Here is a 14,095-nt window from a genome sequence, read left to right as displayed (position 1 = left end):
AGATGAAAAAATTATCAATTATTTCTGTTTTAGTGATGGCTGTGATAGTTTGGAGTTGCAGTGACGTACGTAGAAGTCCGGGCCGCGTGTATATGCCTGATATGAATTATAGCAGAGCATATGAAACTTATGCGCCCATTGATACGCTCGAAAAGCAGGGTATTCATTATAACCGCATGCCGGTAGCCGGTACTGTTAAAAGAGGCGAATTATTGCCTTTTCACCTGGTTATGGATAAACCCGGTGATACAACTAATTACGCGCAGTCTGTGCATGTAACCAATCCGTTACCTGCATTGAATGCGGTACAAATGAAAGAAGCAGAACGTTTATACCTTATAAATTGCGGTATCTGCCATGGTGCGGCGCTCGATGGCAATGGTCCATTATACAAAGGTGGCGAAGGCCCGTTCACGGCTGCGCCAGCTAAACTGGTAGGCCAGGCCAAATATGAAGCCATGCCTGAAGGACAGATGTTTTATTCTGTAACTTATGGTAGGGGTCAAATGGGAAGCTATGCTTCACAGTTGAGCTCTACCCAACGCTGGATGATCATTCACTATGTGAAATCAAAACAGGGTGGTGGCAAGCAGCCAGCAGCAGCGGCTACTGCTGATACAGCAGCAGCAAAGCCGGCAGCAGTTAATACCGCTGCAGGCGCTACAAAAAGTGCAGATACAACCGCTAAACATTAACTGACTAGAACACAGAACATATAAATTACTGATAATGGCTATTAAAGAATTTTTCGCCATCCCCGCACGGTACAGAACCTGGTCAATGGCATTGATGGGAGTCGGCATTTTATCTGTTATCATCGGTTTTTTCTTATATGGAACCGATGAGCATCACCACGGTGCAAGATTTTGGGCCAGCCTGTTGCAAAACAGTGTTTTCTTTTTGCTGGTAGTAAATGCCGCCATGTTTTTCATTTGTGCCACTACCCTGGCCTTTGGCGGCTGGCAAATGGCTTTTCGCCGTATTCCTGAAGCCATTTCAGTTGCTGTTATTCCTTTAGGCATTATAACGTTAATTGTATTAATAGCACTGGTGGTAATTGACCCCCATATCTTCCACTGGCTGCACCCCCACGGTGATAAGATCCTGGAAGGCAAATCAGCCTTTTTGAACATCGGCTTTTATATTATCTGGACCATCCTCGCCATCGGCTTGTGGATTGTACTGGGTTATAAAATGCGCCAGTTATCACGTGAGCTGGATAATAATCCGTTACCTGATGCTGAATCAGGCCGTAAATACATCTTTAAAAATACCGTTTGGGCTTCCATTTTCATCGTATGGTTTGCCTTAACAGTAATGTCAACCGTTCCCTGGTTGTGGTTAATGAGTATCGATGCACACTGGTATTCTACCATGTATAGCTGGTATACATTCGCCAGTACATTTGTGAGCGGTATGGCATTGATCACCATCTTCGTTGTATATATGAAGAATCAGGGTTACCTGGAATATACCAATGAAGAGCACATTCATGACCTGGGTAAGTTCATGTTTGCATTCTCTATCTTCTGGACATACCTGTGGTTTTCACAATACATGCTTATCTGGTATGCGAACATTCCTGAAGAAACTGTTTACTTCAAATCGCGCGTTACCAGCAAAAACCATAGCGGTGCATATACCGGCTTGTTCTGGTTCATGTTCTGCATCAACTTCCTGGCTCCGTTATTAATATTAATGCGCCGGGGTTCAAAGAGAAACTATACCACGGTTACATTTATGGCGATCCTGATCATTTTTGGTCACTGGTTGGATTTCTACCAAATGATCTTTGCCAGCTTGTTCCCAGATCACGTTACCCTGAACCTGTTTGATTTTGGTGTGGCTGCCGGTTTCGTGGGATTGATCATGTATTCGGTTGGTAATGCTTTAACAAAAGCACCTTTGATTGCTAAAAACCATCCGTTCATTAAAGAGAGTATTATCCATCATACCTAATGTGATCAACAGGGGTGTGATACTTAATAAATCAACGAACTTAGTTTCGATAGTATAAAAATTATTGAAAGATCATGACAACTACCGGATTATTTTTGTTAGCTATCCTGGCGCTTGGGTTTCTGATAACATTTCAGATAGCCAAGGCGAGTGAGTATGTATCCGTTTTAAAGGGAGAAAAAAAGTCTTTCGAACAAAATAACAAGATCAACGGATTCTTGATGGTAGTGTTCCTGGTACTGGGCCTCATTGGGGTGTGGTACTGTAATAAAGCTTTGTATCCAAAAACATTGATGCCCCATCCGTCAGCTTCTGACCATGGCGAGAACATTGACACCATGTTGAAGATTACGCTGCTTATTACCGGCATCGTGTTTTTACTTACACAGATCTTGTTGTTCTGGTTCGCATATAAATACCAGTACAGCGAAAAAAGAAGGGCATTCTATTATCCCCATAACAACAAACTGGAAGTATTGTGGACAACCGTTCCGGCAATTACTTTGTGTTTGCTGGTTGGTTTTGGTTTGTATTACTGGTTTAAAATTACCGGTGAAGCGCCTTCCAATGCTATGCAGGTAGAAATAACCGGCCGTCAGTTTGGTTGGATCTATCGCTACCCGGGTAAAGACAATACATTCGGAAAGAAATATTTCCGAATGATCGATGAAGCAGAAGGCAACCTCCTGGGTATGTTATGGAAAGATTCTACCATGGACACGCCCAACGGTGTGCAGAGTTTAAAAGCCGACGCAACCGGATATGATGATATCATTCAAACCACTGCCATGTACCTGGTGGTAGATAAGCCTGTAAAGCTGATCATCAATTCACGCGATGTAATTCATGACGTAGGTTTGCCCCATTTTCGTATGAAGATGGATGCGGTACCCGGCACGCCTACTACTATGTGGTTTACGCCTAAGTATACTACCAAGAAAATGAAGGAAATTACCGGAAATCCCAACTTTGAATATGAAATTGCCTGCGACCAGATGTGTGGAAACGGTCACTATTCAATGAAGGGGCTTATTAAAGTGGTGGATGAGCAGGAATATAAATTCTGGCTGGCATCACAAAAGCCTGCTTACACCCCGGCAGTAACTGCTGCTCCTGCACCTGCTGCACAACCAGCGCATGCAGATACAACAGCAAAGGACCACGCGGGTGCTATTGTGCCTAAAGGGGTTTTGGCAGCAAAAAGATAACCGGTACTCCCGACCATTGTCGGGGCAAGCTCTGAAAACAGAATTAATTACGACTTACAAAAAAAGATACAATGAGTCACGGTCACGCAGAAGTAATAACAACGCATGAAGTGCATCACGATGAGCATGGCGCGCATCATCATCACCAGTCGTTTATTACAAAATATGTATTCAGCCAGGATCATAAGATCATTGCCAAGCAATTCCTGATCACTGGTATGATATGGGCTATTATTGGTGGTTTGATGTCGGTGCTGTTCCGTTTGCAGTTGGGTTACCCCGACCAGACTTTCCCCTGGCTGGAAGACATCCTGGGTAACTGGGCTAAAGGCGGTAAAATTACCCCTGAGAATTATTATGCCCTGGTAACCATGCACGGTACCATTCTGGTGTTTTTCGTGTTAACAGGCGGCTTGAGCGGTACATTCGCCAACTTCCTCATTCCTCTGCAATGCGGCGCCCGTGATATGGCTTCTCCCATGATGAACATGTTATCGTACTGGTTCTTCTTTGGCGGTAGCATCGTAATGTTATCTTCTCTGTTTATTCAAACCGGTCCGTTCAGCGGTGGTTGGACAGCCTATCCGCCTTTGAGCGCCCTCGGTGACGCGTCGCCTGGTTCAAAAACCGGTATGGACCTGTGGATCACGGCTATGGCCATGTTCGTAGTGTCTTCATTGCTCGGTGGTTTGAACTATGTATCTACCGTATTGAACCTGCGTACCAAAGGCATGAGCATGACCCGTTTGCCATTGACTATCTGGGCTCTGTTCTTTACTGCGGTATTAGGTATCTTATCTTTCCCTGTATTATTATCAGGTTTCATCCTGTTGCTGTTCGATCGTCACGGCGGCACCAGCTTCTACCTGTCTGATATTTATATTGCGGCTACTAACCAGGCATTACCTAATGAAGGTGGTAGCGCAATCCTGTTCCAGCACTTGTTCTGGTTCCTGGGTCACCCTGAGGTGTACATCATCCTGTTGCCTGCGATGGGTATGGCATCTGAGATCTTATCAGTTAACTCACGCAAGCCGATCTTTGGTTATATGGCCATGGTGGGTTCGCTGTTCGCCATCACCATCCTCGCCTTCCTGGTTTGGGCGCACCACATGTTCGTAACCGGATTGAATCCTTTCCTCGGTTCAGTATTCGTGTTGCTGACCCTGTTGATCGCCGTTCCTTCGGCCATCAAAGTGTTCAACTGGTTAACTACCATCTGGAAAGCCAATATCAAGTTTACACCGGGTATGTTGTTCGCATTAGGTTTTGTGAGCCTGTTCATCTCTGGTGGTTTAACTGGTATCTTCCTGGGGAACTCTACACTGGATATTCACCTGCACGATACCTATTTCGTAATCGCGCACTTCCATATAGTAATGGGTGTTTCGGCATTCTTTGGCATGTTCGCCGGTATTTACCACTGGTTCCCCAAAATGTATGGCCGTTATATGAACAACACACTGGCTTACATTCACTTTTGGGTAACCCTCATCGGCGCCTACCTCATCTTCTGGCCTATGCACTACGAAGGTTTGGCCGGTATGCCCCGCCGTTACCTCGATTACAGCAACTGGTCATCTTTCAACATGTTTGGTGATCTGAATAAATTCATCTCTACTGTAGCAATGATCGTATTCGCCATACAATTACTGTTTGTATTTAACTTCTTCTACTCAATTTGGAAAGGTAGAAAAGTAACTACACTCAATCCATGGGGCGCTACTACATTGGAGTGGACTACACCTATTCACCCGGGCCATGGTAACTGGGAAGGTGAAATTCCTGAAGTTCATCGCTGGGCTTATGATTACAGCAAGGATGGACGCGATTTCATTCCGCAAACCGAGCCGATCGGTCCGAATGAGTCTAAGCATTAATACTGCTTTGGGTGGTCAGGTGGTTTGATAATGAGGTTTTATTCACCATTGACCATTCACCATTGACCATAAAAAACATTAAATAACTGATGGAGCAAGTAACCGTGAAGCAAAATAGTTCTTTAAATATAGCCGGTAAGGTAAGGGATTATATGATGCTGATTAAGTTCAGCCTCAGCTTCATGGTCGTGTTTTCAGCTGTGATCAGTTACCTGCTGGCGCCACAAATTCCAAAACAGGGTTGGAGCTGGTTTCACGTGATCATGCTGTTCATCGGCGGCTTGCTGGTGACAGGCAGCGCTAACGCCGTAAACCAGATAGTTGAAAAGGATACAGATGCCATGATGTTGCGCACTTCCAAACGGCCGGTGGCCTCCGGAAGAATGCAACCGGCAGAAGCCTGGGCCTTTGCGATCATCACCATTGCAGCCGGTGTGTTTATATTGGGGTATTTCTTTAACTGGTTATCGGCCGGTCTGGCATTGTTCAGTTGGTTTGTGTACGCTTACATGTACACGCCATTAAAGAAAGTGAGCTCCGTATCAGTGCTGTTGGGGGCTGTACCAGGTGCATTGCCTTGTTTAATTGGCTGGGCAGCCGGGCAAGACGAGTTGAGTGCAGGCGGATGGGTGCTTTTTGCCATCCAGTTTTTCTGGCAATTTCCCCATTTTTGGGCCATTGCCTGGATCGCGCACAAAGACTATTCAAATGCGGGATTTAAACTGATGCCGTCGGTTGAAGGACCAACAAAATACTCAGCCGTTCAATCTGTCATTTATTCGCTGGTATTGATACCGGTTGGTGCTTTACCTTACCTGGTTGGCATGAGTGGAATGATGAGTTTATGGATCGTATTAGCGGCCAATCTGCTGATGCTTTGGCAAAGTATAAGGCTGTATCGTGAAATGGAGAAAAAAGCCGCGCGCCGGGTAATGTTCACCAGCTATATTTATTTGCCCGTAGTGTTACTGGCATTGCTGGCAGATAAGATCGTATAAAGAAATATTGAATATCGAATGTTGAATATTGAATGTTGAAGTGAAGGCTGTTGAGAAGTAGAAGGAATGACGCGAATTCGGAACTTATTCACCATTCACCATTGACCATTCACGAAAAAAATAAATAACCGTGATGACAGAAGCAGTGAGTACGCAAAGAAAAAAAATACATCCTCACAAGTTCACCTTGTGGGTAGGCATAGGTAGCATCATTATGATGTTTGCAGGCTTAACCAGTGCCTATATTGTAAAAGGAAGCATGGCCGGCTTTACCACCATGCAAATGCCGAAGCTCTTTTATTATTCAACCGCAGTAATGCTGATCAGCAGCCTTACTATGCAATGGGCGCTGAAATCGTTTAAAGAGCGGGGCATGCAACAGTATCGCCGTTTATTAACGCTTACTATGGTACTGGGTTTTACTTTCATTGCTATGCAGATCATTGGATTTTCACAGCTATGGGAAAGCGGCACCAGGTTAAAAGGATCAACCGGCGCAGGCCAGTTCTTATATGTTATTTTCGGATTGCATGCGGTGCACGTGCTGGGAGGCGTTATTGCTTTGATTGTGATGTTCATTAAAGCGTTCAGCGCACGCATCAGGAACTATAATTCAGTACCGGTAGAAGTAATGAGCACCTACTGGCATTTTGTAGACCTGTTATGGGTTTATTTGTTCGTGTTCTTTTTGTTTAAATTATAATTGCAGAACTACTAATATTAAAATAGCAACATGGCACAAGTAGCAACGGCTAATCAAAGCATGTGGTCAGGAGGAAAAAGTCCATTTAAAGTGGAGTATGGAAAGCTGATGATGTGGTATTTTTTGATGAGTGATGCTTTTACTTTTGGCGCATTCTTGATTTCGTACGGAACCATTCGTTTTTCAACTAACTCATGGCCCGACCCCAACCACGTGTTCAGGTCGTTCCCGATCATCGGCGAAATGAATATTCCGCTGGCGTTTGTGAGCCTGATGACCTTCATCCTGATCATGAGTTCGGTAACCATGGTATTGGCGGTAGGTTCAGGCCATGAAATGGATAGAAAAGGTGTATTGAAATGGTTAGGCTGGACGATCCTCGGTGGCGCTGCCTTCTTAGGTTGCCAGGCATGGGAGTGGTGGCACTTGCATCACCAGGGCGCATGGTGGGGTCACAACCCGTTCAATAATATCGACGGTACACAAGCTTCTACCAACTTTACCAACTTCTTCTTTACCATTACCGGTTTCCACGGTTTCCACGTACTTTCTGGTGTAGTGATCAACATAATTATGTTCATTATGACCTGGCAGGGCGTGTTTGACAGAAGAGGCCACTACCTGATGATCGAGAAAGCCGGTTTGTACTGGCACTTCGTTGACCTGGTATGGGTATTCGTGTTCACTTGTTTTTACCTGTTCTAGTTGATTCACGTTAGACACGATATTTTAGACAGTTTATTGATTTATATATAATATTGCGATTATGGCAAATGCACATGCAGCAGAGCATCATCACGCTCACGACGAGCAACATACATTCGACAGAAAAGCGATCTGGAGAACATTCCGGATACTTCTATACATTACCGTATTTGAGCTGATCCTGGCCATCGGATACTATTCATTGACTTTTTCAAATCCGGATCTGGTAAAGACTTTACTGAATGGCGTATTTGTTGTGCTTACCTTGGCCAAAGCATTCTTTATTATAGCCGAGTTCATGCACTTGCGTCATGAGATCAGGAATATGATCCTGACCATATCTATACCGGCGTTACTTTTCATTTGGTTCCTTACTGCCTTTTTGTGGGATGGAAATTCTTACAAGAACCTGCGGAATACTTACGATCGCCATTATTTGGATCACAGCAAGGAGCAGGCGCCTGCGCCAAAACCACACGGTCATGGTGAACAACAGCAAGAAAAGCATGGAGAAAGCCAGGAACCAGGCAAATTACATTAATCGACTTTACTGCTAAATGTGATATAAAAAAGAACCATCGCTGCTTTAGCGGTGGTTCTTTTTTTATATGGAATGAAGCGGTGAGGGAAGCGGTTACTATACAAGGAGTTATAGCCAGCCCATATTCGGTGTATGGCGGTTGCTTCAGATGTGGAATAGTTAAATATGTTTTAATCTAATAAAAAACTGCATAGCATTGCCTCGTGCGGTAACTTTGCGAAGCAAAAGAAAAAAACGTGAGTCAGAAAGCATTATTAGCCCTGTGTATTGCCATTATATTGCCGGTGATCAGCTACTTTATTGTAAAAGGAGTAAGCCGCGACGCTATTCACATGCCGCAGCATTACTATCCCGATTACATTATTGATACGGTAAAAAATGGAAAGCAGGTAAGCGATACCATCTGGCACCAGGTGGGCAATGTTACCCTCAGCAATCAGTTGGGTGACTCTGTATCGTTGCATGACCTGCGCGGCAAAATTGTGGTGGCCGACTTTTTCTTTACACGCTGTCCTACCATTTGCCCTTATCTTACAAAAAATATGAAGGGCCTGCAAGATGCCCTCAAAATGAAAGATGTTACTAAAAGGGTAGATACTTCTTTTGTACATTTTTTATCGTTCAGTGTAGATCCTGAAAGAGATTCAGTGACCGCCTTAAAAAGATATGCCGATCGTTTTGGCGTAAACTCCGATGTGTGGTGGATGCTGACCGGCCCTAAGAAAACGATCTATGATTTTGCTTTGAACGAAGTAAAGCTGGGCCTGCAGGATGGAGAAGGCATTGACTCCAACTTCATTCATACCTCGAAGTTTGTAGTGCTCGACAGAAAGGGCATTGTACGCGGTTATTATGATGGTTTAGATACGGTTGCTTTATCAAAACTGGCAGAGGACATTACCCTGTTGATGCTGGAAAAGGATAAGAATGAAGCTTCACCTGTATTAGCACAACTGAAAGGGCTTTGGCCCATTTATATTGCCGTTATCGTGGCTGTTGTGTTATTCGTTTGGATCACCCGCAAACCTGGTAAAGAACCAAAAATATAAAGTATGCTACCTCCCGTACTGGCGAAAAATGATAAGCAGGCCAACTGGCTGATCCTTGTTTTTTCTTTTGTAGTGTTTGCTGCGGTTGTACTGTTAAGCCGCATAAAACTCGATGTTGACCTGGGTTTTGACGTGCATGTTTTTGCACAGTTAAATGCGATCATTAATTCGATTGTAAGCCTGTTGTTACTGGCCGGGCTTATGGTGGTAAAACAAGGCAAATACCTGCTGCACAAACGGATCATGGTTACCGCATTGGTTTTGTCGGTTATCTTCCTGCTATCGTATATCAGTCATCATTTACTGGCTGGTGATACCAGGTTTGGAGATATTGATCATGATGGTGTAGTAAGTGAAGCTGAAAAAGCATTAGCCGGTCCAAAAAGAATGGTCTATTATATCATTCTTATCACCCACATTCCGTTGGCCGGAATTATTCTGCCTTTCATATTATATACTGCTTACAGAGCGTTAACAGGCGAGTGGCCTAAACACGTTAAGCTGGCCCGCATTACCTGGCCTGTTTGGTTATATGTTTCTGTAACCGGCGTGCTGGTGTATCTGCTGATCAGCCCATATTATTAATGAACGTACCATGCAACAATCTAACGCTTTTAATGCATTGAAGATCCTCCATATTGCCTTACTCATAGGTATGGTAATGTTTGCTGTGACGGCTGTGGTGGCTGTACAATTAGTGCAACAGGAACCATTTGCTGTAACAGGCGAATCGTTTCAAAGAAACTTTCAGGTGGTTTGTGTACTGCTGTCTGCCCTGAGCCTTATTGCAGGGTTTAAAATATTTAAAAAGAAGATATTTGCAGCGCGCAATAGCCTGCAGGCAGGCGAGAAAAGGATGGAGTTATACCGCACTGCCTGTATTTTGTGGTGGGCAATGATAGAAGGGCCGGGGATCTTAGCCGGCGTTGGTTTTATTTTATCTGGCAATTACGCATTCCTTGCACTGGCCATCGTTCATTTATTGATCTTATTGGTCTTTACACCTCGTAAGGCTAACATTATAATGTTCCTGAACCTGAATAGTGAAGAAGTGGTGAGGTTGGAAGGGAAGAGGAAATGAAAAATGAGAAATTGAGAAAGAGGAATGAGAAAGAATGAGAAAGTGAATACAGGGAATTTTGAATATCGAATATTCGATGTCGAATGTTGAAGTGTGAATACAGAAATCAAAGCAGAAAGCTGACTGGTTGAACGATTATCGCGAGCTGTATTTGCTTTTGGCTCGGCTTATAGCTTGCAGCTGTTTTCATCATTGACCAAAATAATTTTACATATGAAGCAATTAGTTTGTATCACTCCCGGGCAGCTCGAATACCAGGATGCAGCGCAGCCGGTAGCTAAAGAAAAACATGCGCTGCTTAAAATAAAACGCATAGGCATTTGCGGAACCGATCTGCATGCGTATGAAGGCACGCAGCCTTTCTTTAATTATCCCCGCATATTAGGCCATGAACTGGCTGCAGAGTTTGTGTCGGGCGATGCACCGGGTTTTCAACCTGGCGAACCCGTTACCATCATACCTTACTTTAATTGCGGAAAATGTATTGCCTGCAGAAGCGGTAAACCTAATTGTTGCACCAGCATCAATGTATGCGGCGTGCACGTTGATGGCGGCATGCGCGAATATTTAGTTGTTCCTTCTTACTCATTATTGCATGGCGATGGATTGAGCTTTGATGAGCTGGCACTGGTAGAACCATTGGCTATCGGTGCACATGGCGTTCGCAGGGCAGGTGTGCAGCCAGGGGAATATGTGCTGGTGATTGGCGCCGGACCAATTGGCCTTGGCATTATGGAATTTGCCCGCATAGCCGGTGGTCATGTTATTGCTATGGACATCAACGAGCAACGGCTGGCATTTTGCCGCGAAAAATTGCAGGTGGCCCACACGATCAATGCAGGCACTGAAAACGCATTACAACGCTTGCAGGAGATCACCAACAACGATATGCCTACTGTAGTGATTGATGCTACCGGTAGTTTGAAAGCCATCAATAATGCATTTCAGTATATGGCCCATGGCGCACGGTATGTGTTGGTAGGCTTGCAAAAAAATGAGATCTGCTTTTCACATCCTGAGTTCCATAAACGCGAGGCCACATTAATGAGCAGCCGCAATGCTACCAAAGAAGATTTTGACCTGGTGATGCAAAGCATGAAGAAAGGATTGGTAAACCCGGCTACTTATATTACTCACCACGTATCGTTTGAGAATGTAAAAAACGAATTCGCCAGTTGGCTGAAGCCTGAGACGGGCGTTATTAAAGCGATGGTGGAAGTGGGGTAAGTTGATAAGTTGAAAGGGTTGATAAAGGCAGGGAAATGAGAAATGAAGAATGAGGAACAGAGAAATGAGAAATGAAAGGCAGGAATGTCGAATATCGAATGTCCAATGTTGAATGTCGAAGTAAGTGGTATTCACATACGTCTTGTTTTATCCTTGTTGCTTTTATGCCTTGTTGCCTCGTTGCCTTAAGGAGTTAACTCCGTTGCCGGGTCCCAGAACAAAGTTTTAAAATCAACCACGGTATCTTTTTTAACTTTTATGCCTTCTTTCTTCAGCAATTCTTCCATTTTTGAAGGCGGGTTAAAATGATGTTTGCCACTTAACATCCCATTGCGGTTAACCACGCGGTGTGCAGGTACTTTGGGTTTGGCCGAACCGGCTGCATGCATGGCCCAGCCTACCATTCGCGCCGATAGCTTTGTGCCCAAACAGGCGGCAATAGCGCCATAGGAAGTCACCCGCCCTTTGGGAATCTGGCGGGCTACATCAAAAACCAGTTCAAAAAAAGAATTGTCTTTTTTGCCTGAAGGGTTTACCGTGGTCAGTTTTTCCCTGGCAGCGCTACTGTTTTTTTTGCGTTGTGCCATCTTGTTTATGTTGAATGATGAGCTGGCTTTTACGTGGTTCGGGTACATTTACATATTCAAACGGACAATGCCTGCAGCCATTTCCGCAACAATAACCTCTTTCGAGGTGATATTGCGCCGTGAGCACCATATATCCCTGCTCGTTATAATAAAAATCAACTCCTTCTATCAGATTCTTCTTCAAGCAATAAAATTTTTAAAGCGCTCTCTTTATCGGGTAGTGGAGTAGCGGGCAGCATGAATTGTAAATAATGCACTTTGTTGCTTTGGGCTATATCCAGGCTTTCGTAATGCGTTTTAATTTTTAATACCTCGCTTACTGATTCCTGTGCATACACATCTTCAATATCCTGCACCAGCGGCAGATCGTACAGCTCAATAACCCATTTTGTAAATCGGTACAGACTGGGCGAATCGGTTTTCAGGTGAATATAACCACCTGGTTTAAGTAATTGCTGATACAGCCGTAAGAATTTCGGATGGGTAAGTCTTTTTCTGGCTTTGGATGTTCTTAATTGCGGATCGGGAAAAGTAAGCCAGATCTCAGCTACTTCGCCTGGTGCGAAGTAGGTTGCGATGCGATCGATTTGTGTGCGTAAGAAGCCTACGTTGGTTAAGTTTTCCTGCAGGGCTTTCTTGGCGCCCACCCAAATGCGGTTCCCCTTAAGATCAACACCCAGGAAATTGCGTTGCGGAAATAACCTGCCCAGTCCAACGGCATATTCTCCCTTGCCGCAGGCCAGTTCAAGCGTAATGGGGTTATTATTTTTGAAAAAGGTATTCCAGGTACCCGCCGTGTTTTCGGGGTATTGCAGCACATTTGGGAAAGTGCTTACTTCTGCAAAGCGTATTAGTTTTTTCTGACCCATGAAGCGGCAAAAATAGGCGAGAAAATGAAGATTGGGCTGGTGAAGTGGAAATTTTGAAGAAGGACGGGTGTGGAAGGAGCCTGGAAAGGAGCGCGGAGATCGTAAAAATACGGACAAATAGAGTATTTATTTATATATATAATTTCCTTTTTAAATTATTTTTGAAAACAAGAAAGCCGGTAAAAACCGGCCTTCGCGTGTGTAGATTCATCAAAACCAACTTCGAATGACATTGATGATCTCTACTAGGGATTTAAAACTGCTCAGGTTTTTCCCGAGCGCCCGGATGGCTCCTTTAAACCATCCGGGCTTTTTTTTCAGAGCACTCATCGGTGGTGCGTTTTTAGTGTAACGCCCTCCTCTTGCACATCAAGCCACAATAATATTCTATAATATGTTTATAGACTGTAGCGAAATCACTAAATTATAGATGTTCAGAAATTACGGTGATGTTCAGGTGTTACTACTATGTCTTGGGCGCGATACAATTTGAACAGAAAGTATATTCAATAAAAAAGCCCGGGCGTCCCCGGGCTGAGAAAGTGATTAATAGTAGATCCTCAGGAGTACTCTTAACCTTTTCGCAATAAGACTAAAGCTTATTCTCATGACTCATATAGCAATGCCCGCTGTTCCAATACGGGGTAGCGGGGTCTCACCCCTGCACAAATTGTATGTGCAGTTTTTTAAAAACCCGGCAGCCGTCGCCGCCGGGCCTTATCGATTCGTTGTCCGGGATGATAGCAACTCCTACAACTTCATTGTAAGGCAATGGTAGAATCGATAGAGACCTATACGGTCATGAGGCTGGTAAGATAGCAGGATTATAGTGAGCAGGGAGCTATACATGATAAGCCTGGCAATTTCTTGATCATTTTCAAGTGGCGAGAAAGTAGGGATCAAAACACTTCTTAAGTTTCTAAAAACAAAAAACCCTTCCCGATATAATCGGAAAGGGCTGATAATCGGCTGTAGAGGGAGGATTCGAACCTCCACGGGGCAGTTAGCCATGGCGCAATTCTGTGGTGGTCAACCCCAGTCGGCCTAACCCTTCGACAAGCTCAGGGCTAAGCCGGCATTACACCACGTTTATCCCGAACTCCCCACCCCCGAGACAAGAGGGCATGTCTGCCAAAGTTCCATCACTCCACAAGATAAAAACGTGTAAAAAAGCTGCTGTAGGAGGAGGATTCGAACCTCCACGGGGTTGTTAGCCACGCCCGAAAGCGTAATTTGTCCTTCCTGATAATAACCAGTATTCCCCACCCTCGAGACAAGAGGGCATGTC

General features: G+C 44.4%; 15 protein-coding genes. 12 read left to right on the top strand and 3 right to left on the bottom strand.

Going from position 1 to position 14,095, the window contains the following annotated elements:
• Positions 1 to 2: 2 nt before the first annotated feature.
• From FAM09_RS06775 to FAM09_RS06720, 12 genes are all read left to right on the top strand, one after another.
• Positions 3 to 695, top strand: coding sequence for a c-type cytochrome (locus tag FAM09_RS06775; protein ID WP_136576287.1), 693 nt, complete (start codon positions 3 to 5; stop codon positions 693 to 695).
• A gap of 34 nt (positions 696 to 729) precedes the next feature.
• Positions 730 to 1,959, top strand: a complete 1,230-nt coding sequence (locus FAM09_RS06770; RefSeq protein WP_136576286.1) for a quinol:cytochrome C oxidoreductase — start codon at positions 730 to 732, stop codon at positions 1,957 to 1,959.
• Between the two features lie 74 nt (positions 1,960 to 2,033).
• Positions 2,034 to 3,167 (top strand): cytochrome c oxidase subunit II, encoded by a 1,134-nt coding sequence (locus tag FAM09_RS06765; RefSeq protein WP_136576285.1) that lies wholly within the window; start codon positions 2,034 to 2,036, stop codon positions 3,165 to 3,167.
• A gap of 71 nt (positions 3,168 to 3,238) precedes the next feature.
• The gene (locus FAM09_RS06760; RefSeq protein WP_136576284.1) at positions 3,239 to 5,047 is read left to right on the top strand and encodes a cytochrome c oxidase subunit I; all 1,809 of its coding nucleotides are present in this window, start codon (positions 3,239 to 3,241) and stop codon (positions 5,045 to 5,047) included.
• Positions 5,048 to 5,136: 89 nt separating this feature from the next.
• The gene (gene cyoE, locus FAM09_RS06755) at positions 5,137 to 6,045 is read left to right on the top strand and encodes a heme o synthase (protein WP_136576283.1); all 909 of its coding nucleotides are present in this window, start codon (positions 5,137 to 5,139) and stop codon (positions 6,043 to 6,045) included.
• A gap of 133 nt (positions 6,046 to 6,178) precedes the next feature.
• Positions 6,179 to 6,748: a cytochrome c oxidase subunit 3 gene (locus FAM09_RS06750; protein WP_136576282.1), complete on the top strand. Its 570-nt coding sequence runs from the start codon at positions 6,179 to 6,181 to the stop codon at positions 6,746 to 6,748.
• Between the two features lie 30 nt (positions 6,749 to 6,778).
• Positions 6,779 to 7,453 carry a cytochrome c oxidase subunit 3 gene (locus FAM09_RS06745; protein ID WP_136576281.1) on the top strand — a complete coding sequence of 225 codons (675 nt, stop codon included), beginning with the start codon at positions 6,779 to 6,781 and terminating at the stop codon, positions 7,451 to 7,453.
• A gap of 61 nt (positions 7,454 to 7,514) precedes the next feature.
• Positions 7,515 to 7,994, top strand: coding sequence for a cytochrome C oxidase subunit IV family protein (locus tag FAM09_RS06740; RefSeq protein ID WP_136576280.1), 480 nt, complete (start codon positions 7,515 to 7,517; stop codon positions 7,992 to 7,994).
• 236 nt (positions 7,995 to 8,230) lie between these two features.
• On the top strand, positions 8,231 to 9,043 hold the full coding sequence (locus FAM09_RS06735) for an SCO family protein (RefSeq protein ID WP_136576279.1): 813 nt from the start codon (positions 8,231 to 8,233) through the stop codon (positions 9,041 to 9,043).
• Between the two features lie 3 nt (positions 9,044 to 9,046).
• Positions 9,047 to 9,628, top strand: coding sequence for a DUF420 domain-containing protein (locus FAM09_RS06730; RefSeq protein ID WP_136576278.1), 582 nt, complete (start codon positions 9,047 to 9,049; stop codon positions 9,626 to 9,628).
• A gap of 10 nt (positions 9,629 to 9,638) precedes the next feature.
• Complete coding sequence (locus tag FAM09_RS06725) at positions 9,639 to 10,124, top strand: hypothetical protein (RefSeq protein ID WP_136576277.1); 486 nt, start codon at positions 9,639 to 9,641, stop codon at positions 10,122 to 10,124.
• A gap of 213 nt (positions 10,125 to 10,337) precedes the next feature.
• Entirely contained in the window at positions 10,338 to 11,351 is a 1,014-nt protein-coding gene (locus tag FAM09_RS06720; RefSeq protein WP_136576276.1) for a zinc-binding alcohol dehydrogenase family protein, read from the top strand.
• Positions 11,352 to 11,536: 185 nt separating this feature from the next.
• Here FAM09_RS06720 and FAM09_RS06715 read toward each other — a convergent pair whose 3' ends face one another.
• From FAM09_RS06715 to trmB, 3 genes are read right to left on the bottom strand one after another with little or no spacing between them, the layout of a single operon-like run.
• Entirely contained in the window at positions 11,537 to 11,938 is a 402-nt protein-coding gene (locus FAM09_RS06715; RefSeq protein ID WP_136576275.1) for an MGMT family protein, read from the bottom strand.
• On the bottom strand, positions 11,913 to 12,122 hold the full coding sequence (locus FAM09_RS06710; RefSeq protein WP_136576274.1) for a DUF5522 domain-containing protein: 210 nt from the start codon (positions 12,120 to 12,122) through the stop codon (positions 11,913 to 11,915). The genes FAM09_RS06715 and FAM09_RS06710 overlap by 26 nt, the downstream gene beginning before the upstream one ends.
• Positions 12,094 to 12,807 (bottom strand): tRNA (guanosine(46)-N7)-methyltransferase TrmB, encoded by a 714-nt coding sequence (trmB, locus tag FAM09_RS06705; RefSeq protein WP_136576273.1) that lies wholly within the window; start codon positions 12,805 to 12,807, stop codon positions 12,094 to 12,096. Before trmB ends, FAM09_RS06710 begins: the two co-directional genes overlap by 29 nt.
• Positions 12,808 to 14,095: the final 1,288 nt, after the last annotated feature.

The sequence above is a fragment of the Niastella caeni genome (assembly GCF_004834005.1).
Lineage (GTDB): Bacteria > Bacteroidota > Bacteroidia > Chitinophagales > Chitinophagaceae > Niastella > Niastella caeni.
Note: the sequence above shows the minus strand (reverse complement) of the source record. Positions and strands in the feature narration are given on the sequence as shown.